Annotated in this window: 21 protein-coding genes and 1 tRNA gene; 11 read left to right on the forward strand and 11 right to left on the reverse strand. The window is 74.5% G+C overall.

The features are described 5' to 3' along the window. Positions 1-636: 636 nt before the first annotated feature. From E1B22_RS05285 to E1B22_RS05300, 4 genes are all read right to left on the reverse strand, one after another. Entirely contained in the window at positions 637-3,483 is a 2,847-nt protein-coding gene (locus tag E1B22_RS05285) for a transglutaminase domain-containing protein (RefSeq protein WP_243123758.1), read from the reverse strand. Next, positions 3,480-5,141 carry a DUF58 domain-containing protein gene (locus E1B22_RS05290; protein WP_243123759.1) on the reverse strand — a complete coding sequence of 554 codons (1,662 nt, stop codon included), beginning with the start codon at positions 5,139-5,141 and terminating at the stop codon, positions 3,480-3,482. The genes E1B22_RS05285 and E1B22_RS05290 overlap by 4 nt, the downstream gene beginning before the upstream one ends. 212 nt (positions 5,142-5,353) lie before the next feature. Beyond that, positions 5,354-6,166 carry a hypothetical protein gene (locus E1B22_RS13165; RefSeq protein WP_243123760.1) on the reverse strand — a complete coding sequence of 271 codons (813 nt, stop codon included), beginning with the start codon at positions 6,164-6,166 and terminating at the stop codon, positions 5,354-5,356. 11 nt (positions 6,167-6,177) lie between these two features. Continuing rightward, positions 6,178-7,146, reverse strand: a complete 969-nt coding sequence (locus tag E1B22_RS05300; RefSeq protein ID WP_135224848.1) for a MoxR family ATPase — start codon at positions 7,144-7,146, stop codon at positions 6,178-6,180. Positions 7,147-7,344: 198 nt separating this feature from the next. Here E1B22_RS05300 and E1B22_RS05305 point away from each other — a divergent pair, with 198 nt between their 5' ends. The 3 genes from E1B22_RS05305 (at position 7,345) to E1B22_RS12660 (ending at position 9,749) form a co-directional block, all read left to right on the forward strand. Then, entirely contained in the window at positions 7,345-8,907 is a 1,563-nt protein-coding gene (locus E1B22_RS05305; protein ID WP_243123761.1) for a DUF309 domain-containing protein, read from the forward strand. Between the two features lie 133 nt (positions 8,908-9,040). After that, positions 9,041-9,502 (forward strand): thioredoxin-dependent thiol peroxidase, encoded by a 462-nt coding sequence (gene bcp / locus E1B22_RS05310; protein ID WP_135224850.1) that lies wholly within the window; start codon positions 9,041-9,043, stop codon positions 9,500-9,502. A 153-nt stretch (positions 9,503-9,655) separates the two neighbouring features. Beyond that, positions 9,656-9,749: transfer RNA gene (locus tag E1B22_RS12660), tRNA-Sec, on the forward strand. A 182-nt stretch (positions 9,750-9,931) separates the two neighbouring features. Here the strand turns inward: E1B22_RS12660 and E1B22_RS05315 are convergent. From E1B22_RS05315 to E1B22_RS05325, 3 genes are all read right to left on the reverse strand, one after another. Further along, positions 9,932-10,840: an alpha/beta fold hydrolase gene (locus tag E1B22_RS05315; protein WP_207669924.1), complete on the reverse strand. Its 909-nt coding sequence runs from the start codon at positions 10,838-10,840 to the stop codon at positions 9,932-9,934. 149 nt (positions 10,841-10,989) lie between these two features. Beyond that, positions 10,990-12,051, reverse strand: coding sequence for a DUF1002 domain-containing protein (locus E1B22_RS05320; RefSeq protein ID WP_135224851.1), 1,062 nt, complete (start codon positions 12,049-12,051; stop codon positions 10,990-10,992). Between the two features lie 71 nt (positions 12,052-12,122). Then, the gene (locus E1B22_RS05325; RefSeq protein WP_135224852.1) at positions 12,123-12,728 is read right to left on the reverse strand and encodes a DedA family protein; all 606 of its coding nucleotides are present in this window, start codon (positions 12,726-12,728) and stop codon (positions 12,123-12,125) included. A gap of 1,170 nt (positions 12,729-13,898) precedes the next feature. Between E1B22_RS05325 and E1B22_RS05330 the strand changes: the two genes are divergently transcribed. Continuing rightward, positions 13,899-14,495, forward strand: a complete 597-nt coding sequence (locus E1B22_RS05330; RefSeq protein ID WP_135224853.1) for a hypothetical protein — start codon at positions 13,899-13,901, stop codon at positions 14,493-14,495. Between the two features lie 165 nt (positions 14,496-14,660). Here the strand turns inward: E1B22_RS05330 and E1B22_RS05335 are convergent, their stop codons facing one another. Beyond that, positions 14,661-15,806, reverse strand: a complete 1,146-nt coding sequence (locus E1B22_RS05335; protein WP_135224854.1) for a SpoIID/LytB domain-containing protein — start codon at positions 15,804-15,806, stop codon at positions 14,661-14,663. Between the two features lie 281 nt (positions 15,807-16,087). Further along, positions 16,088-17,134 (reverse strand): stage II sporulation protein P, encoded by a 1,047-nt coding sequence (spoIIP, locus tag E1B22_RS05340; RefSeq protein ID WP_243123762.1) that lies wholly within the window; start codon positions 17,132-17,134, stop codon positions 16,088-16,090. 248 nt (positions 17,135-17,382) lie between these two features. On the opposite strand from spoIIP, the gene E1B22_RS13170 reads away from it, so the two are divergent. From E1B22_RS13170 to murD, 4 genes are all read left to right on the forward strand, one after another. Continuing rightward, the gene (locus tag E1B22_RS13170) at positions 17,383-18,057 is read left to right on the forward strand and encodes a small, acid-soluble spore protein, alpha/beta type (protein ID WP_135224855.1); all 675 of its coding nucleotides are present in this window, start codon (positions 17,383-17,385) and stop codon (positions 18,055-18,057) included. A 38-nt stretch (positions 18,058-18,095) separates the two neighbouring features. Further along, complete coding sequence (locus E1B22_RS05350) at positions 18,096-18,839, forward strand: MBL fold metallo-hydrolase (protein WP_135224856.1); 744 nt, start codon at positions 18,096-18,098, stop codon at positions 18,837-18,839. Between the two features lie 154 nt (positions 18,840-18,993). Further along, entirely contained in the window at positions 18,994-20,181 is a 1,188-nt protein-coding gene (locus tag E1B22_RS05355; RefSeq protein WP_135224857.1) for a pyridoxal phosphate-dependent aminotransferase, read from the forward strand. Between the two features lie 86 nt (positions 20,182-20,267). Beyond that, on the forward strand, positions 20,268-21,938 hold the full coding sequence (gene murD / locus E1B22_RS05360; RefSeq protein WP_243123763.1) for a UDP-N-acetylmuramoyl-L-alanine--D-glutamate ligase: 1,671 nt from the start codon (positions 20,268-20,270) through the stop codon (positions 21,936-21,938). 158 nt (positions 21,939-22,096) lie between these two features. On the opposite strand, the gene E1B22_RS05365 is transcribed toward murD, so the two are convergent. Further along, the gene (locus E1B22_RS05365) at positions 22,097-22,591 is read right to left on the reverse strand and encodes a hypothetical protein (protein ID WP_135224859.1); all 495 of its coding nucleotides are present in this window, start codon (positions 22,589-22,591) and stop codon (positions 22,097-22,099) included. 192 nt (positions 22,592-22,783) lie between these two features. Further along, positions 22,784-23,143 (reverse strand): YtrH family sporulation protein, encoded by a 360-nt coding sequence (locus tag E1B22_RS05370; protein WP_135224860.1) that lies wholly within the window; start codon positions 23,141-23,143, stop codon positions 22,784-22,786. A gap of 504 nt (positions 23,144-23,647) precedes the next feature. On the opposite strand from E1B22_RS05370, the gene E1B22_RS14055 reads away from it, so the two are divergent. The 3 genes from E1B22_RS14055 to rbsD are packed head-to-tail and all read left to right on the forward strand — an operon-like array spanning position 23,648 to position 26,036. Further along, entirely contained in the window at positions 23,648-24,712 is a 1,065-nt protein-coding gene (locus E1B22_RS14055) for a LacI family DNA-binding transcriptional regulator (protein ID WP_167758850.1), read from the forward strand. Then, positions 24,705-25,628 (forward strand): ribokinase, encoded by a 924-nt coding sequence (gene rbsK, locus E1B22_RS05380; RefSeq protein ID WP_135224862.1) that lies wholly within the window; start codon positions 24,705-24,707, stop codon positions 25,626-25,628. The genes E1B22_RS14055 and rbsK overlap by 8 nt, the downstream gene beginning before the upstream one ends. 6 nt (positions 25,629-25,634) lie before the next feature. After that, positions 25,635-26,036 (forward strand): D-ribose pyranase, encoded by a 402-nt coding sequence (gene rbsD / locus E1B22_RS05385; RefSeq protein ID WP_135224863.1) that lies wholly within the window; start codon positions 25,635-25,637, stop codon positions 26,034-26,036. Position 26,037: the final 1 nt, after the last annotated feature.

Genomic DNA, 26,037 nt, shown 5'->3' on the forward strand with positions numbered 1-26,037 from the left:
AGCCTCCGGGTGAGGCCTTTTCTATTTGCCTCGACCCTCACCTACCGAAACGTTACACGGACATTCCGGGGAGGGGGGCGCCGTCGGCTGCCGTGCCTCGGCCGGGTCCGGGAAGGGAGCCGCGCCCGCTTGTGCTCTTCCGGATCGCGGGCATGGAAGGACTTGCTGTCCGGTGCCGGGCGGCACGCGCCAGCCCGCGATGATCACCACGGCCGTGGCCTGCGAGCGCCAGCGGCTGATCGCCGACGAGCCCACCACCGCCCGGGATGCCTCGGAAGGACCTGGCCACGGCAACCGGACCGCCCTGCGGCTGCCCGAGGAAGGTCGGGTACCGGCCCGGGGGGAACGCCGGAAACGGCCCCTATCGACGGCGGGAACGCCGGGAAGGACCCCTGTACCGAAGTGCGGGCACGCCGGGAGGGGTCCCCGCACCGCAGTGCGGGAAGGCCGGGAAGGGCCCCCGCGCCGCAGTGCGGGAACGCCGGGAGGGGTCCCCGCACCGCAGTGCAGGAACGCCGGGAAGAGCCCCGCACCCGCCTGCGGGAACGCCGCCTTCGGCACCTCCGGGAGCCGGCGCCGGGGCCGGCCGGGCCGTGGGCCCCGGCGGGGCGCGGCCGATGGGACCGGCCGATGCCCCTACGATCCGGGATCGCCTTGCCAGTGTCCCGGGTGTGCGGCGCGGCGCCAGCGGCCGGTTGGGGGCGGCGCCGGCTGGACGAACCGGCCTGCCGGCCGGGCCACGGGCTGGGCCGGCCGGCGCGGGCCCGATCGCGGATCCCGGCGTCGGCGGCTGCGCCGCCAGGCGGTGACGCGGGCGCCCACCCGGGTGCCCTGCCACCAGCCCGTCAGGGCGGTGCGGAGCTGGGTGGCCCGTTCCCCGACGGTGGCGGCCAGGGCGGCGACATCGGGCGTCAGGCGCACCCAGCGGAACCGCCAGCCGAAGTGGCCCTCCAGATCGCGGCGCAGGGCCCGCGCCGTCTGCTGGACGTCGTCCAGGGCGAGGCCGCCGCGGCCGTATCGGGCCATCTCGTACAGCGTGGCCAGCCGCTCCCAGGCCGGGGACAGCTCGGGGATGCGCCGCTCCAGCCAGCGGGCGTACTCCCGCGCCGTCAGCGACGGCAGCCGTCCGTGCCCCAGGCGGTCGAGCCACCGCTCCACCTGGACGAACACGGCCCGCGCCGCGAGGGCGGGGTCCGGCGGGACCCCGCCCTCGCGGCCGGCGCCGCCCGGGCGGGATGCGCCGCCCGGGCGGCGCCGGCGGGCCAGGGCCACCGCGGCGGCCGCGGCGGCAGCCGCCGCCGCGGCCGCCGCGACCCCTGCGAGCGCCATCGCCAGGCCCCCCGCCCGTGGCGCGGCTCCGTCCCGGTCGGCCGGCGTGGAGCCGGCGCTGGGGTCCTCCGGGGCCTCGGCCGGTTCGTCCGCCGGGCGGGGCCGGGGGGCCGGGCCGGGCACCTCCTGCGGGCCGTCGCTCGCCGCGCTCTCCGTGACCCCCTGGGCGGCGACGGGGGCCGCAACCAGCGGACCCTCGGGGTAGGCCGGCGTGGGCTCCAGGGGGATCCACCCGTAGCCGGGGATCAGCACCTCGGGCCAGGCGTGGGCCTGGGCAGCGGTGACCAGGTACGTGCCGGGCTGGCCGCCGGTGGGCACGATGAATCCCTCCACCCACCGGGCCGGCAGCCCGATGCTGCGCAGCATCACCACGGCCGCCGAGGCGAAGGCGACGCAGTAGCCGCGCCGCAGGTCGAAGAGGAAGTAGTCGACGAAATCCCGCCCCTCCGGCGTGAAGGGCATGTTGGGGTCGTAGCGCAGGGTGCGCAGGTAGGCCTCGATGGCCCGCGCCCGGTCGTAGGGGTTGCGGTGATCCGCGGTCAGCCGGGCGGCCAGCTCGCGAACCCGCTCCGGCAGCTCCGGCGGCAGCTCGAGGTAGGGCGCGAGGGCCGGGTCGGCCCGCCAGGCGGGGTCTCGCGCTTCCGCCACGGCGGCGGCGCGCCGGGCGCGCTCGGGGTCGATGCGCGGCACCCGCGAGCGCACGGTGTAGGGGCCGCCATGGGGCGCGAACACGAGGAGGGTGTCGTCCACCGTGCGCATGACGGGCGGGCCGGACGCGCCCCCGCGGTCCGGTCGCCCCTGGGGCCACTGGACCAGGGGTGAACGCCCCTGGACGTCGCGAGCCTCGAAGGCGGCGTAGAGGAACGGGTGCACCGGCTGGCGGGGCGTGATGGCCTGCACCAGCACCCGGGCCCCCTCCATGGCCGGGACCGGGGCGGCGGGATCCGCGTAGCCGTTGGCCGCGTACCATGCGCGTCCGCCCTCGCCGCCGCTGGCCCGCCAGAGGGAGAGGCCCGGCCGGCTGAGCCACGGCCGGTCCGTGGGCGGTCCCCAAGAACGCCCGTCGTAGCTCAGGCGGGTGGCGCCCCGCAGGTAGACGGTGGCGGGGATCGCGTCGCCCGCGAGCTCCACCGTCATCAGCGGCGTGCCGTCGGCGAAGAAGGGGCCGCCCAGGAACTGCCGCGGCGCCACCTGCATGCCGCCGCGGGAGCCGGGGATGGCGCCCCAGCCGCCGGCCCGGTCGGCGGTGGTGAAGGGCAGCCAGCGGTTGGCCAGGCTGGTGAGGGACACCCAGTCGGCGGCCGGTTCGTCCAGGAACGGGAGCGACCCGGCCAGCAGGGCGGCGATGACGATCACCGCCAGCGCCTGGGTCGCCACGGGGACGACCAGCCGCCCCGGCACGTGGCGGGCGGCCCCCGGCCCGGCCGCCGTCGCCCGGGCCACGGCCACGAAGGTGAAGGCGAGGATCGCATAGGTCGCCAGGGGTCCGTGGGGGTGGGGCAGCTCGCCGTAGAACCAGGCGAGGAGCAGGGCCAGGCCGCCGGTCACCGCGGGCACCATGGCCAGGGCGGGACGGCGGGCGGCCGCGAAGACCAGGGCCAGGTGCAACCCGGCCAGCAGCGCGGTGCCCGGCGCCAGCAGCTCCGGGGGCAGCCGGCGGTAGGTCCCGAGCCAGAGCGCCTCGAGCACGCCGCCCCAGCGGGCGGCGAGGCCGGCGCCGACGAGCGGCAGGCCCGAGTCCACCAGCAGGGTCAGCCGGTCCGGATGGCGCAGGGCCAGCCACCCCACCCAGGCGGCCGCGGCGCCGGCTCCCAGTAGGAGGACCGCGGGAAAGGTCAGCAGCGGCCAGAGCAGGGCGGCCACCGTCAGCACCAGCCGGCCGGGTTCGGGGCTGCGCGGGGCCCAGCCCAGGAAGGGGGCGAGGCCGTGGACCATGGCCAGGGTGCTGGCCACCCCGAGGACCAGCAGCACGAGGTACCAGGGGCTGATCACCGGCAGCCGCCCCCGGTCCCAGGCCGCCCGGAGGCGTGCGGGGAGGGGCGTGCGGGACGGCGAGGACCTCCCCGCCGGGGGCGCGGCCCGCCACCGCGGGGCGTGCCAGCCGGGTCCCGAGGGGTTCCGCCGGTCCTCCTCGGGGGCGGCCCGGACGCTCACGGCCCCCACCTCCGTCGCCGCGACGCCAGCGCGTCGGCGCCGCCGGGCCCGAGGGCGGTGCCGCGGGCGACGGGCACCGCAGGCGGGACCCCCACGGGGTGGACGGCCACCCCCGCCCTGACCAGCGAGCGCAGCAGGGTCTCGGTCTCGTCCAGGCCCGGCGGCTCGGCGGAGGGCGCTCCCGACCGCGGGCCCAGGCCGACGTCGCCGGGCCCCGTCGCTCCCGCCGGCACGGTCGCGCCGGAGGCCGGCACCCCCGCCGCCACCGCCTCCGCGGACCCCGGTGCACGCGGCGGTGCGGCCGCCCGGGACCCCGGTGTGCGGGCCGATGCGGTCCTTCCCGGCGCCGGCGGGTCCGCGGCTGGGGCACCGGGTTCGGATCGTCCGCCACCCCCGCGGCGCCGGATCCCGCTGCGGCTCGGGTTGCGGCGTTCACGGCGCTCCTCCGGACCCGACGGCGGACGCCCCCAGGGCGCACCGGCGCCGTCGGCCCCGCCGTCGATCCCAAAGGGGGCCCGCGTCCCGTCGGCCGCATCCGGGGTCGCGCGGACGAGCCACACCCCCACCGCATGGCCCTGGCCGCGCAGCTGCACCAGCACGCGGGCCAGCCGGCGATCCAGCCGGTGGGTCACCACCAGCACCGCCGATCGCGGGGTCAGCCAGCGGCGCTGGGCGGCCAGGAATTCGGCCAGGGGCATGCCTGCCGCCCCCTCCAGGTCGAGCAGCCACTCCAGCAGGCGACGGAAGTGCTGGGGGCCGCGGCCAGGCGGCAGGCGAGGGGAGCCGTGGGCCGGGGCGGCGGCGGCCACCGTCAGCTCGCGGTCCAGGGCCAGGGCCGCGACGCCGGCCGTCACGCCGGCCACCCACTCCCCAGGAGCCAGGGAGACGGCCGGCACCGCCTCCATCGCGCCCGCCGGGGCGTCACGGACCGCGGCCGCGCCCGGCTCGCCGGGGCGGCCATCGTCCACGGCACCGGCCGCACCGCCGGCCGGTGCGTCCGGACCCGCCAGGGCGCCCCGCTTCCCCTCCGTCGAGGACGTGCCCGGTGCGGGCCCGCGCCGGTGACCGGTGCCGGTCGGCCCGGGCGCACGCCGCCTCGCCTCCGTCGCGGCGGCCCCCCCAGCCTCCGGGGCCGACCCGTCCTCGGCCGCCGCCGGCTCCGCCGCGGCTGCGAAGCCGCCGGCCTCCCCACCGTCGGCGAGCGCCATGGCCACCGGCATGTCCGCGTCGACGGCCCCGTCCGCCGGGTCGCCGAGGTCCACGAACAGGAAGCAGTCGGTGGTCGCGCGCAGCTCGAACTCCTTGACGTGGAGCTCGTCCAGCCGCGCCGAGAGCTTCCAGTGGATGTGCTTCGGGTTGTCGCCGGGCCGGAAGGGACGCACGTCGGCGAGGCTCGAGGGGTCCTGCCAGGCGCGGGTGTCCACCCGCTGCTGCCCGAAGGGCTGGCGGGGCAGCACGGCCAGCTCGTCCACCGGCACGACGCGCGGGTACACCGTCAGCACGGCCTCCGCCGCCGCCTCCCGCCGGACGCGGAAGATGCCCAGGGGTTCCTGCAGCTCGACGGTCACCGGACCCAGGGTGTAGCGGCCGCGCCGCAGTACCACCAGCGTCTGGCGCCACACCAGGCTGCCCCACGGGCCCAGGCTGCGGTAGAGCACGGGGCCCGAGGGCCTGCCCGCCGCGGCCGGCTGGACGGGGTCCGGTCCCCTCCCGACCGGTGTGCTGGCCGGCCGCCCGGGACCGGACCCCGTCGCGACGGGGTCCCCGGCCGGCGGCCGGGAGGCGACCCCCGTTCCGGAGCCGACCCCCGCCGCCAACGGCACCGCCGCCGGCGCCGCCGCTACCGGGGACGCCGCCACCGGGGCCGCCTTCACCGGCACCGCCGACGGTGCGGGAACGGACCCCGTCCCGACCGGTGCCGCGGCCCCTCGCCCGGGGCCGACCCTCCTCGCGAATGCTGCCGGCGCCGGCCGCCCGCGGCCGGGCCCCCCGCGAACGTTGGCGTCGTCGATCGCGCGGGAGCCGCCGCCCCGCCCGCTCCCGCGACCGTGCGCCCAGGGCCCGTCATGGGCCGCGGTGCCGACCCGTGCGGGCCGGCGGTCGGCCCCATGCCGGCCGGGGCCGCCGCCGGCCCAAGGGCACCGTTCCACCGCCGGGGATCCGTCGCCGCCGAGGTGCTGGTTCGTCCCCCCGGATCCGTCCATCGCCCCGGACCCGTCCACCCCGCGCGGGAACCGGGGTGCCACCCCCTTCCCCTGGCCGTGCCCGTCGCCGCGCCCGCGCCCGCGTCCGTCGCTCCGGCTGCGCCCGCATCCGCCGCCCCAGGTGCGCTCGCGTCCGTCGTCCCGGGCCCCGATGGCGCGAGCACCCCCGCCACCGGACCCGGCAGCGACACCGCCAGGCGGGGCACCGGCAGGATCGACCCGTTGTGGACGAACACCTCCACCTCCACCGGCTCGCCGACCGTCGCCCGCCGCCGGTCGACGCGCACCTCCACGTCGAGGCCGCGGGCCAGGGCCCAGGCCCAGAGCGCGGCCAGCAGGTGGAGGGCCGCCAGGAACTTGACGAGGAACCAGGGGACGGGGCCGCCGGTGGTCACGGCGAAGACCAGGGCGACCAGGGTCCAGAACGGCATGCCCCAGCTCTGCAGCCGGATCGTCCGCAGGGGCGTCGCGGGTGGCATCGCCGGTCCTCCTAGCGGCGGCCGAGCAGCCCGCCGACGCGGCGTTCCACCGGCGCCGGTACGTGCTCCAGCACGTCCCGGACCACCGCCTCGGGGTCCGTCTCCTGCCACCGGGCCTCCGGGTGGAGCACCAGCCGGTGGGCCAGCACCAGCGGCGCCAGCTCCTTGACGTCGTCGGGCAGCACGTAGTCGCGGCCGTCCATGGCAGCCAGGGCCTGGCTCAGGCGGTACAGGCTGAGGCTGGCCCGGGGGCTCGCACCGAGGTACACCGCGCCGTGGACCCGGGTCGCCTGGACGATCCGCACCACGTAGTCCTTGACGCTGTCCGCCACGTGGACCTGCGTGACCCGCTGCTGCAGCTCCACGATCTCGTCCGCGGTGGTGACCGGCTCCACCGCGTCCACGGGCCGCCCGGCATGGTGCAGGTCCAGGATGGCTCGTTCCTCCGCCGGGCTGGGGTAGCCCAGGCGGATGCGCAGGCCGAACCGGTCGAGCTGCGACTCGGGCAGGGGGAAGGTCCCCTCGTACTCGATGGGGTTCTGGGTCGCCAGGACGAAGAAAGGCCGCGGCAACGGGTAGGTCTGCCCGTCCACCGTCACCTGCCCCTCCTCCATGGCCTCCAGCAGCGCCGACTGGGTCTTCGGCGAGGTGCGGTTGATCTCGTCGGCCAGCACCACCTGGCTGTGGATCGGCCCCGGCCGGAAGGTGAACTGGCGCGTGCTCGGGTCGTACACCGACAGGCCGGTGATGTCCGACGGCAACAGGTCCGGTGTGAACTGGATCCTCCGAAAGGTACAATCGATGGAGCGGGCCAGGGCCCGCACCATGGTGGTCTTGCCGACGCCGGGGACGTCTTCGATGAGCACGTGGCGGTTGGCCAGCAGGGCGGCGAAGAGATAGCGGATCTCCGCCCGCTTGCCCACGACGGCCCGCTCGACGCTGGCCAGCACCCGCCCTGCCACCTCTTGCACGCGTTGCATGGGCCACCTCGGTCTCCGGGGCGTGATGGGGGAGGCGCGCCCACGGCCCGCCGATGGGCCGGGACCCGCCGCGGGCACCGGAGGTCTGCCGTCGAGGGTAGCTTTCCACTTGCGAACAGCCATTCCCTGCGCCCCGGGCCAGGGTTTGGCATGGCAAACCGGCCCGACCCGGCGTGGGCGGGGAGGGGAGGTGGTGCCGTGGCGGACGAACCGGCCTTCGACTTCGACGCCGTCTTCGATCCGGACGACTACCTCTACTTCTACGAGCCCATGCTCACCCCCGAGCGCACCCAGCGGGAGGTGGCCCTGATCTGGACGCTCCTCGGCCTGCGGCCGGGGCAGGCGGTGCTCGACCTGGCCTGCGGCCACGGTCGCGTCGCGGTGCCCCTGGCCGCCATGGGGGTGCGGGTGACGGGGCTCGACCGGAGCCCGGGGTTCCTGGCCCGGGCCCGGGAGGCCGCCACCCGCCAGGGGGTCGAGGTGGAGTGGGTCGAGGGCGACATGCGCCGCCTGCCCTGGCGCGACCGGTTCGACGCCGCCTTCAACGTGTTCACCAGCTTCGGCTACTTCGTGGACGAGGAGAACCTGGAGGTGCTCCGGCAGGTGGCGGCGGCCCTGCGGCCGGGGGGCCGGTTCCTCCTCGAGACCCAGCACCGGGACGCGCTGCTGGCCCGCTTCGCCCCCTTCAACGTGGTCGAACGCGGCGACGACTTCCTGATCGACGCCCACCGGTGGGATCCGGTGACGGGGCGCGTCGTGACCCAGCGGACGGTGATCCGCCAGGGGCGGGTGCGCCGCGGCCGGTTCTTCGTGCGGCTGTACACCCCGGCGGAGCTCGGGGCGCTGCTGCGCCAGGCGGGGCTCGAGCCCGTGGGATTCTACGACGAGAACGGTGCGCCCCTCTCCCCGGAGAGCCGCCGGCTCGTGGCGGTGGCGCGGAAGCCCGCGGGCGCCGGCGGGGCCAAGGCCGGGGGGCGAGGCCGGGATGCGGCGCCCCAAGAGGGGGGCGGGGCGGCCGCGCCGGGCGGTGCGGCCGCCCGGCCGGGGCCCGGCGCCTCGGGACGACCCGGCGCGCCGCAGGGGTCGGGCGCATCGGCAGGGCGGGGCGCGCCCCCAGGCTCGGACGCACCGGGAGGGCGGCGCGCGCCGCAGGGGTCCGGCGCAGCGGAAGGACGGGATGCGCCAGAGGGGTCCGGCGCTTCGGAAGGACGGGATGCGCCAAAGGGGTTCGGTGCTTCGGAAGGAGGGGATGCGCCGGAGGGGTCCGGCGCATCGGACGGACGGAGCCCGCAGGAGGGGGACGAACCGGCCGCGACCGGTGCCGTGCCCCCGGCCCTGGTGCCGGCGCCGCTGGCCGCATTCCTCCACCTGTACCACCGCGGCCGGTTCTTCGAGAGCCACGAGGTGCTGGAGGAGGCGTGGCGCCGGTGTCGCAGCGACTTCTACCACGGCCTGATCATCCTGGCCGCCGCCTTCGTGCGCCGCGACCGGGGGACGCCGCGGGGGGTGCGGCGGAACCTGGCCAAGGCGCGCCGGTACCTGGAGCGGTACCGGCCCCACTACCTGGGCATCGACGTGGAGGCCATCCTGGCCTTCGCGGACCAGAAGATCCGGGCGGTGGAACGGGCCGGCGACCCGGAGGGCGACGCCCTGCGGCGGCTGGTGCCCGATCTGCCGCTGCCGGTGCACCCCGGGTGGGTGCGCGGGGACGAACCGGAGTGGGACGACGCCCGCTCTGACTCCCGGCCGGGGGCCGGTTGACGCCGACCACCCCCTGGGATCCGGTTCGGATGGGGGCGCCGGCCGTGGCGAGGCTGGCGGCATCGGCCACCGGCCATGCCCCGCTGGCGCACGCGGGGCACGCCACCGAGGAGCCATGGGAGGGAAGGGCATCATGCCGAAGGTTGGCGACGTGGCACCCGACTTCGCCCTGGTCGATCATCGCGGCGAGACCGTGCGCCTCAGCGACTTCCGCGGCCGCAAGGTCGTGCTCTACTTCTACCCGAAGGACGACACGCCGGGCTGCACCCGCGAGGCCTGCAGCTTCCGGGACGACTACCAGCGCCTGCAGGAGGCGGGCGCGGTGGTGCTGGGCGTCAGCCCGGACCCGGTGGAATCCCACGTGAAGTTCCGCGAGAAGTACGGCCTGCCGTTTCCGCTGCTGTCGGACCCCGACCACCAGGTGGCGGAACGCTACGGCGTCTGGAAGGAGAAGCGGATGTTCGGCCGGACCTACTGGGGGATCGACCGGACCACCTTCGTGATCGACGAGGAAGGGCGCATCGTCCAGGTGATCCGGGGCGTCAAGCCCGAGGAGCACCCCCAGCGGGCGCTCAAGGCGCTCGGCGTGGCGTAGGGGTCCATGACGCCGTCGGGCCCGTCCGGTACACTTCGGGTTGAGGGGACGGGACGGCGCAGGGCCTCTGCGCTGGAGCCCGCAGGCCCAGGACCTCTGCCGGCTGGCGGGTGCGAGGGGAGCGGCAGGGGCAGGAGGCCTGGGGGTCTTCGGGGGAGCAGCTGGTGACTGGTGTCGCCCCTGGTCTTCAAAACCAGTGGGGGATGGCGATACCGTCCCCGGTGGGTTCGATTCCCACATGCTCCCGCAAGGGTTGAAGGGCGGATTCCGCCTTGCTCGCGTGGATGTCGCCTTTATCGCGGCCCCCGGCCCCCGCGCCCCGTCATGTCCTGGGCTGGCGCACCCAAGTCCCGCGGAATTGGTACCAGGCAGGCTCCCCCCGCCGGCGGGGCGCCGGTTGACGCCTCGCCGAGTCAGCCCCAATCGGAGCTAGAGGCCGAGGAAGCGCCTCACCTCCGCCGCGTAGCGTTCGGGCTCCTCGATGTCGGGGAAGTGGGCGCTGCGCTCGAAGATCACCAGCCGGCCCCGGGATAGCCTGGCGCTGATGTCCCGGCACACGTCGACCCCGATGTTGCGGTCGTGGAGGCCCACCATGACCAGGGCGGGGACCGTGATCCGGGACAGCGTGTCCATCCGGCTGGGAGGCTGGGGCTGGGCGGCCAGGGCGCGCTGCATGTCGCCGGTGTTGACGAGCCCGCTTTCCTCCCAGAGCCGGCGGTTGAGCCGGGCGGCGGCGGGGTCGAAGAACAGGAAGCGGTCCAGGGTTTCCGTATCCACCAGGTTCCAGGCCTGTTCCAGGCGGGCCGGGGCCGGTTCGTCCCCTGCGAGGAGCTGGGCGATCCGGTCCTTCAGTTCGCCCGTCGCCACGTGGTAGAAGCCGTACAGCTGGACCCATGCCAGCCGCACCGGGTCGCAGAAGGTGGGGGCCTGGAGGATCAACCGCTCCACGCGGCCGGGGTGGGCCAGGGCGTACTCCAGAGCGAGTTCCCCGCCGAAGGAGAAGCCGAGGGGGATGAAGCGGGCCAGGCCCAGCCGGGCCCGCAACCCTTCGAGGTCCGACACCAGCAGCGGCAAGGAATAGTCGGCGGGGCTGGCCGGAGGGTCCGACCGGCCGCAGCCCCGCTGGTCGTAGTAGACGACGGTCGCGAACGCTTCCAGGAGAGGGCCGATGGTGCGCTCGAAGTTGTAGACGTTGCCACCGGGTCCGCCGTGGATCACCACCAAAGGTGTCGCGCCCTTCCCCGCGCCGGCGATCCTGCACCAGTGGCGGATCCCGTTCACGGTGACGTAGAACTCGCCGTCCTGCAACGGCCTGCCGGGCATTGGGTCATCGTACAAGGCGTCATGCTCCTTCCGGACGGTGGACGGCACGGACCCGGGATCCTGGCCAGCCCCAAAGGGGGCAAGGCCCCCAGGGCGAAGGGCCCCGGGTGAAGGGCCTCGGGCGGCAGACCGGCTCCCCGGCTCTTGCTCTCCGGCCGCCCGGGTCACTGGCCGAACCAGCTGCGGATGGCGTCCACGACCTGCAGCACCCAGTCCCACACCCGGTTGAAGAAATCCCGGATGATCGGCGTGTCCTCGCCCAGGAAGCGGTTCACCTGCTCCCGCACCTGCTGCAGCTGGGCGGTGACCGCCTGCCAGTCGATGCCGGCGTCCCGCAGCTTCTCCACCAGGGTGGCCAGTTCTTCCCGGAGCGCGTCGCTCAGCTGGATGCCCAGGTCCTGCTCCAGCTGGCGGATCAGGGCCAGGATCTCGTCGCGGCTGGTGGGCGGGTGCTCGGCCATGCGCTCCTTGAGCAGGCTGAGGAACTGGCTGGCCTTCTCGGGGCTTCCGATCTCCTGGGCGATCCGCACCATGACGCCGATCTCCTGGGCGCCCAGGTCCTTGCGCTCCGCGTCCAGGGTCGTCCCGGCCGAGATCTCGTACGCCTTGTAGATCCCCGCCAGGGCGGCCGTGCCCGAGACGTCGAAGGGCGCGGCCACGTAGACCACGGCGTCCTTCACCCCGGCGGTGGCCAGGGCCTCGGCGTACATCTCCGGGGGCACCCAGGTGATGTGCTTGGTCTCGACGCGGATGCCGCTGCCGGGAGCGGCCGGTTCGACCCGCACGGACGAGATGGCGCGGCTGCCCAGCTGCTCGCGGGGGACGTAGTCGCCGACCAGGGCGACCTCCTCCTGGTGGGTCAGGACCAGGGGCTCCCCGTCCCAGGTGGCGGGGTCGAGGCCCAGGAGGCGCAACACCTCCTGCCGCTGCGAGGGCGTCAGGTCCGCGCCCAGCACAACCACCGTGCGCTCCGTCGGCGTGGTGCCCTCGGCCGCGGCGCTCTCCGCGTCACCCTCCGCCCCGCCGGCGGCATTCCCATCGGCCCCGGCTTGCCCGGCGGGCTGCCCCGCGCTCCCGCTCGCTGCCGCGGTGCCCGCGGCCGGCCCGGACTCCGACCCTGCAGCCAGGGCGGGGGCCAGGGTCATCAGGACGAACGAGGCCACCAGCACCAGCGTCAAGGCCAGCCAGATCCAGTGGCGCCAGCGGTTCTTCCCCTTGGATCGCATGGTCCTCACCTCGCACCGGTCGTGGGGGTTTTGGGATGCCCAGCGCCCTGCGCCTGTTCACGGCGCGTCGCCTAGCGGCGGGGCCGCGCCGCGAGGCGCAGCCCGAGCCACACGGCCGCGACCGTCAGTGCCGCCACCAGCAGCAGATGCTGATAGAGCCGGACCCACTGCTCCACCAGCGGCCACGCGGCGCCCAGGGCGGCCCCCGCTCCGGCCAGGGCGGTGTTCCACGCCACGGTCCCCACCACGGTGTAGAGCAGGAACACCGGGAGCGGCATCTCCGCGAGCCCCGCGGGGATCGAGATCAGGCTGCGGACGATGGGCACGACCCGCCCGATCAGCACCGCCCAGGGTCCGTAGCGGGCGAACCAGTCCTCCGCCCGCGCCACGTGGTCGAGCTGGATGCCCAGGTAGTGCCCGTAGCGGCGGGTCAAGGCCTCCAGCCGCCGCCGGCCTAGGGCGCGGCCGGCGCCGTACAGCACCAGGGCGCCCAGCACGGAGCCCACCGTGGCGGCCACGATCACCCCCGGCAGCGTCATCGCGCCGAAGGTGGTGAGGAAGCCCGCGAAGGGGATCACCACCTCCGACGGGATCGGCGGGAAGACGTTCTCCAGGGCGACCACCGCCACCAGGCCCACGTAGCCCCACCGCTCCACCACCTGGGTCAGCCCGTCCAAGCCGCGTCCCCCTTCGCGTTCCCGCGTGTTTGCCGCGCTTGCCGAACCAAAACCCCCGCGCGACGTCGCCCGTGTGGACGCCGGCCGGGGCGGCGCCGGACCGACCTTGTCCCCCGGCCGGTTCATCCTACGCCCGGCGAGGCGGGGACATGCCGGTCCGCTGCGAGCCCGCACCGCGACGGGTTCAGCGACCCCACGTGCGCCGACGGGTGCCGCGACCCCGCGTGCGGCGACGGGTGCCGCGATCTCGCGGGCGGTGACACGGCTGCCGCGAACTCGCGGCTCCATCCGGTCCCGACCGGGTGCGGGCGGGTGGGTCCCGCTCGGCACCGCAAGCCCGCGGCACCCGGCGACCGCCGCCGCGACATCCCCTGGGCGACGCCGAACCGGCGCCCGCCCCGTCCATTATGGCGGAGCGCGCCCCGCGCCACCACCCGTTGCGGAAGCACGGGCGTCGTACCCTGTTGTTTCGCGACGTTGCGGCGCTTGTTTGGCGACGTCGGGCCGGGTTCGTGATCCCATGGTTGCCTTGCCGGCCAGGCTGCGGCGGGATCGAGGGGATCCGCTCGTGCTGCCGACCAGGGTCGTCTGCCCGGGCTGTCCACCAGGGTCGTCTGCAGTGGCGGCCGGTGGGGTGCGCGATTCCCCGGCGGCGACCGGCCGGGTGTGCGGTTCCACGGCGGGGGGCCGGGTGTGCGATCCGGTGCGCCCCGAGGGAGAGGACGTCATGGCAGCCTTGTGGCAAAATGGGCGCGGCGGGACCATCGTCCCCGCGGTGCCAAGGACGGTCTCACGCCGGCGCTTGCCGTCCCCGGGCCGGAGCCGGGCAACGCGGCCAACGGCGGGCAACCTGGCCGGGGATGGGCAACGTGGCCAACGGCGGGTAACGTGGCCAAGGATGGGGCAACTGGCCGAAGGTAGGCAACGTGGCTGAGGCCGGGCAACCTGCCCTGGGGGCGGCAACCTGGCCGAGGGCGGGCAACCTCCCCGGGGGTGGGCAACCTGGCCAAGGGCGGCTGCCCACGGGCGGATCGCCCCGGCCGGCACGCCCACGGTGGTGGAGCGGTGTCCCCACCAGCATGGGCGGGAGCGCATGGCCCCCGCCCGTAGGCGCCGGCCGGACCGGACGGCGTCCGGGCCGAAGGGGGACGGGAACGGGAGGGCAGCGCCATGGCAGCGGGTTGGACCAGCCTCATCGTGACCCTGGCCGTCCTGGTGGCAGTGGTCCTGCTCGCCCGCTCCCTCCTGCGGGCGCGACCGCGCCTGCGGGCCATGCGGCAGCAGCGGGAGTGGGCGGCGAACCGGGAGGCGGACCGGGAGGCGGCGCGCCGGGTCCTGGCCGTGCCCATGGAGCAGTGGCCGCTCCTGGAGCGGCTGCCTGAGGGGGTGCCGCACCGAGCCGCCTACTACGCCGCGCGCTGCACCCTGCTGGAGGAGCGCCCCGGGGGCGGCTTCGCCTCGCGCGGCCAGGGGTGGCTGGTCGTGGGGCGGGAGAGCCTGGTCTTCCACGCCGATCCGTCGTCGCGCCCCCGCCCCGGGGAGGGGGACGCCGAGGGCCCGGGCGCCGGCGCGGGCGGCCCGCGGCACCTGGAGATCCCCTACACCGCCATCGAGCGGGTGGACTCGCCTTACGTCAACGTCCTCGAGGTCATCGAGCAGGACCCCGTCACCCGCGTCTGGACCAGCCACTTCTTCCGCTTGAACCGGCCGCTGGTGGTGGCCGCCTACCTCTCGCGACTGGCGCGCTTCGAGCTGATCCTGAGCTGATCCGGGCGTCGAGGCGTCCTGAACCCACCCACCGCGGGGCGTCGAGGCATCCGGAACCCGCGCGCCGCGGGGCCTCGAGGTGTCCGGAACCCACCCCCCGCGAGCCGGCGCGGCCCCCCGACCGAGCCGGCCGGTCACTGCGCGGCCCCCGACGGAGCCGACCGGTCACGGATACAGCCGCACCAGCCGGGTCCCGGGATAGTAGTGGGCCAGGATGTCCCGGTAGCTGATCCCGCGTCGGGCCATGGCCTCGGCACCCCACTGATCGAGGCCCAGGCCGTGCCCCCACCCCCGCCCGCGGAAGATCCAGACGCCGCCCTCCAGGGGCTGGATCGCGGTGAGCAACGTCGAGCGCAGGCGGTTCGGGCCCACGTGGCGCCGCAGCTCGGCGGCGTGCACCCGCCGCGGCCCGATCTGGATGGCCACCGCCCGCCCCGAGGGTCCGCGGGCGGCGACGCGCACCTCCCGCACCTCCGCCGGCGAGAGCCCGGCCGCGACCGCCAGCTCCTCGGCGGTCACCGCCACCGCCCAGCGCCGGATCCGCGCCGGCGCCGCCTGGTCGCAGGGCGAGGGCACGGGCCGCAGGTACGGCGCCCGCCGCGGGTCGCGGGGGAAGGACTCCCGCAGGGACGCGGTCCGCCCCGCCGCGCAGGCGTGGAAGAGGGCGACGATGGGCTTTCCCCGGTAGACCAGGATCTGGCCCCGGGTCGCCGCCACGGCCTCGGCCACGGCCCGCGGCACCGTGGGGCTGTACGCCTGGGCCTCGGCGGGATCGGTGGACGTGTCGGTGCCGTACAGCCGGCGCGGGGTCGCCCGTTCCCCGGCCAGCAGCAGCGAGACCGTGTAGGTGCGGGCCGCCACCGCCTGGGCGCGCAGGGCGTCGGGCTGCCAGCTGGTCAACACCTCGCCGGCCACCACGTGGGCGAGGTACTCCTCCATCGCCATGGTGCGCGGGGCGGCGATGGCGTGGTCGAACACGGTGATGGTGGGTTCGCGGACGAACCGGCGCGCCACGGCGGGATCCAGCGGCACGCGGCCGGGCGGCGGTTCGTCCGCCGTCGCCGGCCCGGGGCGCGGCCCGGGACCGGCCCTGGTAGCCCGGCCGCTCGGGCCGGCATCCCCGGGCCTGCCGGCCTCGCCGGTCTCTTCCTGCGCCCCGGCGGGCGGGGCCGGTTTGGCGGGCGGACCCCCGGCGGGCGCGCCGGGACCGGCGGCCAGCACGAGATGGATCAGCAGCAGACCCAGGGCAACCCACCCCGCCGCGCTGCCCCGGTCGACCCGGATCCCGCCGGCACCCCTTGGGTCGGTCATCGACAACCCCCCGGCCTCGACCTGGCCTTAACCTGGGGCGGCGGGCGGCGGGTTCATACCGGGGCGAAGCCATCCGGCGCTCGGGGGCGGGCGGTCGCCCAGGGGCGGGGGCGTAGACGCGGGGCGGATGCGGTCCGTGGATGCGAGGTCGGCGGCCCGTCGATGCGGGGCCGATGCGGCTCGTCGACTCGGACGCCGGCCGGTGCGCGGATCGGGACGGCTCGAGCGGGAGGACGGCGGGGACCAGGACGGCGGGCTACGGTGGACCCACGCCGGACGGGTCACCGACGCACCGCCGCGGACGGGGAAGGCGAGCCGCCCACGGCTTCGGCGCGGGGGAGCGGGGCGGGGCCGCCCACCGCGACGGGGTGCCGTGCCGCGAAGGAGCCGGCCAGAGCCGCCGGACCGGCGGCGGGACCGACGCCGGGGCCGCGCGCGGAGCCGCCCGCGGGACCGGCGGCCGCCCAGGCTGGGGAGCTGGACGTGGCTGCCCGCCACGGCCGGGGACGGGGCAGGGTGGTGGGCCGGGCCGGCGGCCGGCCGGGCCGGATCGCCAGCGCCTCCACCAGCGCGTCGGCCACCCAGCGGGCGGTGCGGACGGTCTCGGCCAGCGTGTTCTCGGCGCCGCCGATCTCCACCAGCAGCGCGCCGGGCAGCAGATCCTGATTGTAGTGCCAGGGCCTGAGGGCGATCCCCCGCACCAGGCCGGGGTGGATCCGGCCCAGGCGGTCGGCGAGCGCCTCGGCCAGCGCCAGGTTGCGGTGCCAGCCCGGGTGTCCGGCGCCCACGACCAACAGGACGCCGGCGGCGGGCTGGCCGCCCACCTGGACGCGGGTGGTGGTGGCGTCGCGGTGGACGTCCAGGGCGACGCGAATGGACGGGTAGCGGGCCAGCAGGTCCTGCAGGCTCGCGCGCGCCCGCTGGTAGGCTTCGTCGCGGCCGGCGGCGTCGTAGACGGTGCCGTTCCAGAGCACGTCCAGGCCTCGCTCGGCCAGCCGCCGGGCCAGGGTCTGCCCGACGGCGCGCACCGACCGTCGCGGGTCGCGGGAGAAGGCGTCGCGGTGGATGTCCCGGCCCGGCCGGTCGCCGCCGGGCAGGTCGGGCAGGAACGCCTCCGTGGCGTGGGTGTGGTAGACCAGCACGAAGGGCTGCTCTCCCCACTGCAGGCGCTCCGGCCCGGGGCGCCGCCACCATCCCAGGGCGACGACGACCACGACGGCCACGGCCAGCGCCACCCAGAGGACCACCCGGGCGCCCGGACCGATCCACCGCGTCGCCGTCGCCAGGCCGCGGGATCCCCGCCACGGCCCCGGTCCGGTCGGTGCCACGGCTTCCACCTCCACCCGCCGCGGGCGCCACCGTCGCGATGGCGGGGATCGGACGGGGGCCCGCGCCATACCTCTATTCCCGCACCGCGCCCGGCATGTCGGGGACGATCCCGCAGCCGGTCCCGCAGCCTGGCCCGGTCCACGGCCCGACCCGCGGCCCGCGCCGGCAGCAAACCCGGCAGCAAACGCTGAGCAGCCGATTGCAAGGCTCCCGCGGTGCCCACACTAAGCCCCTGGAGGTGGGGACCATGCCATCGGACGAACCCGCCTTGACGCCGAGCGATCCGCGGGAGGGGGAGGGCACGCCGCAGGGCCGCGCCGCGGCCTCGGTCGACGGCCGTGGGCGAGCGGCGGCAGAACGGGCTGCGGCGCCCGTCGGCGCGGTGCCGGGGGGCGGGGGCGCGACCTCCCGAGAGGTACCGGTGAGCGGAACCGGTCCCTCCACCGTGGGCACGCCGGGCCCGGGATGGGTTGGCGAGGCACCGCCGCCCGGACCGGCGACGGAGGGAGAGGGGACGGCGGCGTCGGCTTCAGACCAGGCGGCCACCGCGTCCGCTCCCGCGGGAGCGAGCCCGTCGCCCTGGAGCGCCATCGAGCTCCCTCCCACGGCCACGTCGCGCCGCCGCCGCAAGCGCGGACACCGGGGCGGCGTGGGCCGGCGGGGCGGCCGGCGCGTCGCCCAGCCCAACCCCGAGGACGACCCGCTCTACCCCTTCAAGGTCCAGGCCGCCAAGGAGCTCGGGCTTTGGCCCAAGGTGGAGGCCGAGGGCTGGGGTGCGCTGACCTCGCTGGAGAGCGGGCGCATCGGCGGCTACATGCAGCGGCTGGTCAAGGAGGCCCAGGAGGAGGGTCGCATCCCGCCCGAGGTGCTCCAGCGGCTGGCGCAGCAGCGCAGGATTCGGCCGGCTTCCACGGAAACGTAACACCGCAGGGCACCCCAGGGGGAGGAGGGCCACGGCCGATGCGGCTCACCATCCTGGGCCGGGACGGGCCGTACCCGGCTCCCGGCGGCGCGTGCTCCGGCTACCTCCTGGAGGGGCCGGAGGGACCGGTGCTCATCGACTGCGGACCGGGCGTCCTGGCGCGGCTGCGCCAGCGGGTGGACGTCCCCCAGCTGGCGGCCGTGTTCTACTCGCACTACCATCCGGACCACGTCGGCGACCATTTCGTGTTGCGCTACGTCCTCGACATCGCCCGCCACCTGGGTCGCCCGCGGCCGGCGCCCCTGCCCCTGTACGGCCCGGCCCGTCCGGCGGAGCTGGCCGGGCGGATGCCGTACAAGGACGTCTTCGCACCCCGCTTCCTCGACCCCGGCGAGCGGGTGACCGTCGCGGGGATCGAGGTGGAGGTCCGGGCCACGGACCACCCCTTGCCCTGCCTGGCCTCCGCCTGGAGCGCCGGCGGGCGGCGCCTGGTGTACTCCGGCGACACCGGGCCCGAGGCGGCCGACGCCCTGGTGGAGCTGGCCCGCGGGGCCGACCTGCTGCTGATCGAGGCCAGCCTCCTGGCCCGCCGCGGCGATCGGGCGCCGGGGCACCTGACGGCCCGGCAGGCGGCTGCGATCGCCCGCGAGGCCGGGGTGGGGCGGCTGCTGCTGACCCACCTGCTGCCGGAGTACGATCCGGAGGCGGTGCTGGCCGAGGCCCGGGAGGTGTTCCCGGAGGCGGAGCTGGCCGAGCCCGGGGCGACCGTCGTCCTGAGCTGACGGCTGCACCCGGCACCGGAGGACGCCGCCGCCCTGGGGGAGGGGGTGGCTGCCGCCGGCGTCCGCGCCGCGGGCGGCGGCCGGTTCGTCCGCCGCGAGGGGGGCCGGCACCGGCAGGCCGGGGATCGACACGTCAGGGAGAGGATGAGCCGCCATGCACCTTTCCGCGCGCGCCCGAGGGATCCAGCCGTCGGTCACCATCGCCATCGACACCCGTGCCAAGGCGCTCCAGGATGCGGGGGAGCGCGTGATCAACCTCAGCGCCGGGGAGCCCGACTTCCCCACGCCGCGCCACGTCTGCGCAGCGGCCGTCGCCGCCATCGAGGCCGGCTTCACCCGCTACACGCCCGCCGCCGGCATCGCCGAGCTCCGCCGGGCCATCGCCGAGAAGCACCGGCGCGACAACGGGGTGGCGTACGCCGAGGACGAGATCGTGGTCTCGTCCGGCGGCAAGCACGCCCTGTTCAACGCCTTCATGGCCATCTGCGATCCCGGGGACCAGGTGATCATCCCCGCGCCGTACTGGGTCTCCTACCCGGAGATGGTGCGGCTGGCGGGCGGCGAGCCGGTGATCGTGGAGACCGGGCCGGAGACCGGCTTCAAGCTGACGCCGGAGGCCTTGCGGCGGGCCCTGGGGCCGCGCAGCCGGGCGGTGGTCGTCAACAGTCCCAACAATCCCACCGGGGCCGTCTACACGCGGGAGGAGCTGGACGCCCTGGCTGCGGTGGCCGCGGAGGCCGACCTGTGGATCGTGACGGACGAGCTCTACGAGCACCTGATCTACGAGGGCCAGCACGTCTCCATCGCCGCCCTGCGCCCGGAGTACCGCCAGCGGACGATCCTGATCAACGGCGTGTCCAAGGCCTACGCCATGACGGGCTGGCGCATCGGCTGGGCGGCGGCGCCGCGGCCGGTGGCCAAGGCCATGGCGGCCATCCAGTCCCAGGCCACCTCAGCGGTGAACTCCATCGCCCAGAAGGCGGCCGTGGCGGCCTTGACGGGGCCGCAGGACGACGTGGCGGCCATGCGCGAGGAGTATCGCCGGCGGCGGGACCTGCTGGTGGAGGGCCTCTCGAACCTGCCGGGGATCGCGGTGGAGCGGCCGGCGGGCGCATTCTACGTGTACCCGTCGGTGCGGGGACTCCTGGGCCGGGAGATCGGCGGCCGGCGGGTGGACGACGACGTGGCCCTGGCCGAGGTGCTGCTCGAGACCGCTCGTATCGCCGTGGTGCCGGGCACGGCCTTCGGGACGCCGGGCTACCTGCGGCTCTCCTATGCCACCGCGCGCTCCGACCTGGAGGAGGCGCTGCGGCGGCTGGGGCAGCTGCTGGGGGGAGCCTGATGCCGGCCGGCGAACGGGATCGCCCAGCAAGGGGCGACGCGCCGGAGGGGTCGGGTCGGGGCGCGGCGGCGCCGGATGCCAACTCCGTGGGGGAGCCGGGCGTGGAGAAGGTGGGAGCGGCAGGCGGATCCGGGACGAACCGGCCGGTCCCCGCGCGGTCGCCGTCCCGGGCCGAGGGGTCGGCGGAGGAACCGGTCGGCGGTCCGCGGCCACGGCTCGGGCCCGGCGCGGCCCCTGGCTCTGGGCCGCGGGGGACGGCGGGCCCGGCCGGAGGGGCCTTCCCGGCGTCGGGGACCGTCTCCACCGCCGGGGGCGAGGCCATCGTCCCCGGGCCCGTGGCGGTGGTGGGGCTCGGTCGCAGCAACCGCGCCCTGGTGCGGTATCTTCGGGCCCACGGCGTGGCGGTCGTGGGCTGCGACCGCCAGCCGCCCGAGCAGGCCGATCCCGAGATCCGCGCCCTCGGGGAGGCAGGGGTCGAGCTCCACCTGGGCCCGGACTACCTGCGGGTCCTGGTGGAGCGTCCCTTCGCCACCGTCTTCCTCACCCCCGGCATGAAGAAGGATCTGCCCGAGATCCGGGCCGCCCGGGCGGCAGGGGCCCGGATCCGCGGGGAGGTGGACCTGTTCCTCGAGCGCTGCCGGGCGACGGTGATCGGCGTCACCGGCAGCGCCGGGAAGACCACCACCACCTCCCTGATCGGCGAGGGGCTGCGGCAGGCGGCGACCCCGGGCGGCCCCCTCGAGGGCCGTCCCGTCTACGTCGGCGGCAACATCGGCCGTCCGCTGATCGAAGAGGTGGACCGCATCCCGCCCGAGGCCCTGGTGGTCCTCGAGCTCTCCAGCTTCCAGCTGGAGCTCTGCCACCGGGCGCCCCACGTGGCGGTGTACCTCAACCTGCGGCCCAATCACCTGGACGTCCACGGCAGCATGGAGGCCTACGCCACCGCGAAGGCCCGCATCGTGGAGCTGCAGCAGCCCGACGGCTGGGCGGTGTTGAACGGGGACGACCCGGCCCCCGCCGAACTGGCACCGCGGGCGCCGGGCCACGTGGCGGTCTTCGCCGCCTCGGCCCGGGTGGCGCGGCAGGTGGCGGAGCGGGAGGCCGGTCGGCGGGGCGGGCCGGTGCGGGCCGGCTACCTGGACGGCCATCACCTGGTGCTCTGGGACGGACGGGAAGAACGCCGCCTGCTGGACGGGCGCGCCATGCGGCTGCGCGGCGCCCACAACCGCCTGAACGCGCTGGCGGCCATCCTCGCGGGGTGGGTGGCGGGCGCCCCGCCCGAGGCCATGGCGCAGGCGGCCGCGGCCTTCCCCGGGGTGGAGCACCGCCTGGAGCTGGTGCGGGAACTCGACGGCGTGCGGTACTACAACGACTCCATCGCCACCGCCCCCGACCGCACCCTGGCCGCCCTGGAGTCCTTCAGCGAGCCCGTGGTGCTGATCGCCGGCGGCTACGACAAGGGCATCCCCTTCGACCCCCTGGGGCCGGCGGTGTGCCGCCGGGCCCGGGCCGTGGTCCTGCTGGGCCAGACAGCCGACGCCATCCAGCGGGTGATCGAGGCGGCGGCCGCGCGCGAGGGCAGGGCGCCGGTGGTACGGCGGGTCGGGTCGCTGGACGAGGCGGTGCGGGAGGCGCGGCGGCTGGCGCGACCCGGTGACGTGGTGCTGCTCTCCCCGGCCTGCGCCAGCTACGACATGTTCCGCGACTACGCCGAGCGGGGGCGGCGGTTCAAGGAGCTGGTCCGGGCCCTCGTCTAGGGCGGGGGGTCGGGCTCGGAGGCGGCCGCCTGCATCGACGGATTCGCGGCCGTGCTCTTCCGCCCGGCGCCGGACGCGCTTTTTTTTTTGGCCTTACCCCCGGCGTCGGGCGTACCGTTTTAGGCCTACCCCGCGGCGCCGGACGTGCCGTCTTAGGCCTACCCCGTCCCGTTCCGGCTGCCGGTCCCCGGGGCGGTGGGCACCGGTTCCACCCGCAGCCGGAGGAGCGAGCGGGGCCCCAGCACCATGCTCTCCACCGTGACCCGGTAGAGGGTCTCGTCCACCTGCAGCCGCCGCTGGTCGAAGAGGTCCCGCACCACCGCCGGGCTGAGATCGTACACGTTCTCGCCCACCAGCCGCTGGGCGAAGGGCTCCAGCTGCTGTCGCAGGACGATCTCCGTGGCCTGGGGCAGGCGTTGCCCGCGACCGTCCACCAGCTCGAGCCGCGTCTCGTACACCGCCACGGACCCCGGCGGCTCCTCCCGCAGGCGGGCCAGCTCGTTCTCCACCTCGGCCAGCTCGCGCAAGAGGTCCGTGGCCAGGAGGGTGAGGGTGTCAACCCGCCGCGCCGCCAGGGGCAGGGTGAGGAGGGCACCCAGGAAGGCGCCCACGGCCAGGGCGGCCAGCAGGCGCAGGGGCGGGGAAGGGGGCACGAGGCTCCCTCCTCCGTCGCTTGCCAGGCCGGGGCGCACCGCCGTCCGGCCCCGGCTCGGATCCGGGGGCCGGGCGTTGGGGCTCCGGGGCCGGTGGGACCCGTCCCGGTGGCCGCGTGGACGGGCGGCCGCGGGGCGGGACCGTGTGCCGCGCCAGCCGATGATCCTGGGGCGGAGGCACGGTTGCGGCCCTCATGCGTCGGGCGGAGCCCCGGCCAGGTAGCGAAGGGCCACGTAGGCCAGATGGGCGCCCGTGAAGGCGCTCAGGATCAGCAGCAGCTGGGTCGCCGCCACGCCGAAGGACCGGCCGAGGATCCCCGACTCCAGGTTCTGCAGGGCGGTCATGGAGCCGCCCAGGGCGGCGAAGGTCCCCCACATCTTCAGCCGGTTGGCCAGGTCGGGCAGCGAGCCCACGGGCAGGCTGCTCGGGGCATCCAGCGGGACCTGGACGAACAGCAGCCGCGCCAGGCCCCCCGCCAGGGAGCCGCCGACCACGATCCCCGCGGCGATGCAGGCCACGTAGATCAGATGCCCAAGGGACAGGCGCGTCACGGTGGGATCCCTCCCCCCAAGCCTATGCCCGGCGTCGCGGCACCAGACGCGGAGCGTGCACCATGTTCCAATGGGTGGATCACCCCGCCCCTGTTCCGGTTACGCCACGGAAAGGACGCCCTGGTGCCCGAGCGTCCGCCTCGACTCGTGGCCCGCGCGCTAGAGCATCGCGGGGATGTGACGAGCCAGGGAGAACCGTCTGGTCGGTTTGGAGGACCTCGCGAGCCCTCGGTGAGGACCACCGCCCTGTGAATTGCCACTGACTCGACCATGGCAAGGCCATGGGGTGGAGCCCTTTTTTGTACGGGGCGTGAAGGGCTTCCGGCGGCTGCACGATGACCGGTCAAGGCTTGAGATAGAGTCTTGGTTCCGGGCCCTTTGAAACGCTCCGCCACCGTCTCCAGGCAGGGAAACCAGCCGCTGTCGCGAATGTTACATGTGAAACCGTTTCCTTGTCCTGGCGCTTGGCCCATTTCAGAGTTCGTTTGGCGGAGGGAGGAATGGATGCCGGAGCCTCAGGTGCCGCGGAGTGGCCAGCGTACTCTTGGGGCAACGATTCGCGACGTGGCACAAAGGGCGGGCGTCAGTCAGTCCACAGTTTCGCGGGTGATCAACGAAAGAGGTTACGTCAGTGACCAGACGCGTCGCCGCGTGCTTGAGGCCGCCAGAGCCCTGAATTTCCGGCCGAATTTCCTTGCGCGCAGTCTGGTGCAAAAGTCCACGCGTACGTTGGGATTGGTCATACCAGATATAACAAACCCGTTCTTTCCTGCAATCGTTCGTGGGGTCGAGGATGCAGCGGCCCGGGCCGGGTATACTGTTTTGTTAACCCATACCGACGACGACCCTCACCGTGAGGCCGAGGCAGTGGTTCAGTTGCGAGAGCGTTGGGTGGATGGAATGATCATTGCGCCCCAGGCATACCAAACCTCACATCTCCATGACTTGGTGCACTCCGGCGTGCCAACGGTGTTCATTGATCGCGTCCCACCGCGCCTCAATGTGGACGCTGTTTCTTCTGATAACGAGCATGGTGCGTGGCTCGCTGTACGCCACCTTGTGGAACTTGGCCATCGCTGTATCGCCCATGTGGCCGGCCCCAAGACCAGTCCCACTGCGCAGGCTCGTTTGCGCGGCTACCAGCGTGCACTGGCCGAGGCGGGAATCTCTTTCAAGCGAGATTTGGTGTTTGAGGGTGGGTTTCGGTTTGAGGGGGGCGTCTATGCGGCGAAGCAACTGCTCAACCGGCGCCCGAGGCCGACGGCCGTTTTTGCAGCTAATGATTTGATGGCACTGGGTGTGCTCCACGCCACGACCGAGGCGGGGGTCGAGGTTCCACACGAATTAGCGGTCGTGGGTTTCGATGACATTCTACCTGCCGTCTTGGTATCGCCGCCTCTCACGACTGTCGCACAGAATAGCTACGATCTCGGTGCACGCGCAGTGGAACTCCTACTCGATCGCATAAGTGGGCGGTGGCAGGGTCCTGGCCGACACGTAATTGTTTCGCCTAGACTGGTTGTCCGAGGCTCGTGCGGTGGGAGGCAAGGAGGCACGGCCGATGGCTGATGTGGTGGTGGTAGGGAGCCTCAATCTTGACCTGATAGTCGCTGTGGGGCGCCGACCCCGGGTAGGTGAAACCGTCATTGGGAAGCGCCTAACTCGCCTGCCTGGCGGCAAAGGCGCGAATCAGGCCGTAGCCGCCGCACGGTTGGGATGCAAAACGGCGATGGTGGGATGCTTGGGCAACGACGAGTTCGGGCGCATGCTGCTTGCCAGTCTTCACGAAAGTCAGGTAGACACGCAGCACGTTGTCATGCTGCCTGACATTGAAACGGGTACGGCTGTAATTGTCGTGGATTCTGGCGGCGAAAACAGCATAATTGTACTGCCCGGGGCAAATGGGTGTCTCGGACCGGATCACGTGGCGGCGGCTCGAGACATAATCGCCGCGGCGCATGTCCTGCTATTGCAGCTTGAGGTTCCGCAGCCCACTGTGTTCGAAGCAGCACGCATCGCGCATGCAGGTGGCGTGAAGGTGGTGCTCGACCCGGCTCCGGCGCCTTCGGAACCCCTGCCGACCGAACTCCTGCGTCTAGTCTACTTGATAACCCCCAATGAAACCGAAGCTGCAAGGTTGACGGGATTGCCAGTCGACGACCCTGACGGAGTTCGGCGGGCCGCCGAGGCATTGCGCCGTCAGGGTGCCGAGCGTGTGGTGGTGAAACGAGGCAGTGCGGGTGTCTACTATTTAGGCCCCGAGGGCGAGTTAGAGATCCCGGCGTTCCCGGTGTCAGTAATCGATACCACAGCTGCTGGCGACGCGTTTGCGGGGGGTGTGGCTGCAGCGATTGCATCCGGCCGTCCGCTCACCGAGGCCCTACGGTGGGGCTGCGCGGCGGGCGCTTTGGCTGTGACGCGTCTCGGCGCCCAACCAGCAATGCCGCGACTTGAAGAACTGATGGCCTTACTCAACGGGAGGTGAAAGTTTGTGAAAAAGGGACCATTGCTCAACCAGGCCCTCTCCGAAATTATCGCCGGGATGGGTCACGGTCAGTTGCTCGTGATCGGTGACGCAGGTCTCCCAATCCCGCACGGACCACGTCGTGTTGATTTAGCGCTGACGTCCGGCGTGCCGTCTTTCTTGGACACCGTCCGGGTGGTGCTTAGCGAACTGCAGGTGGAAGAAGCACTGATCGCGCAGGAAACGCAACATCAAAACCCAACCGTAGGTGAGAAGGTCATCCGGCTGTTGGCTGAGCATGGCGTTCCTCTGCGAACAATCACCCATGACGAGTTGAAGCGACTGTCCCGGGAGTCGGTAGCCGTGGTGCGTACTGGAGAATGCACGCCGTACGCCAACATTATCCTGCGGTCGGGGGTTACTTTCTGAC

The sequence above is a fragment of the Thermaerobacter sp. FW80 genome, from assembly GCF_004634385.1.
Classification (GTDB): Bacteria; Bacillota; Sulfobacillia; order Thermaerobacterales; family Thermaerobacteraceae; genus Thermaerobacter; species Thermaerobacter composti.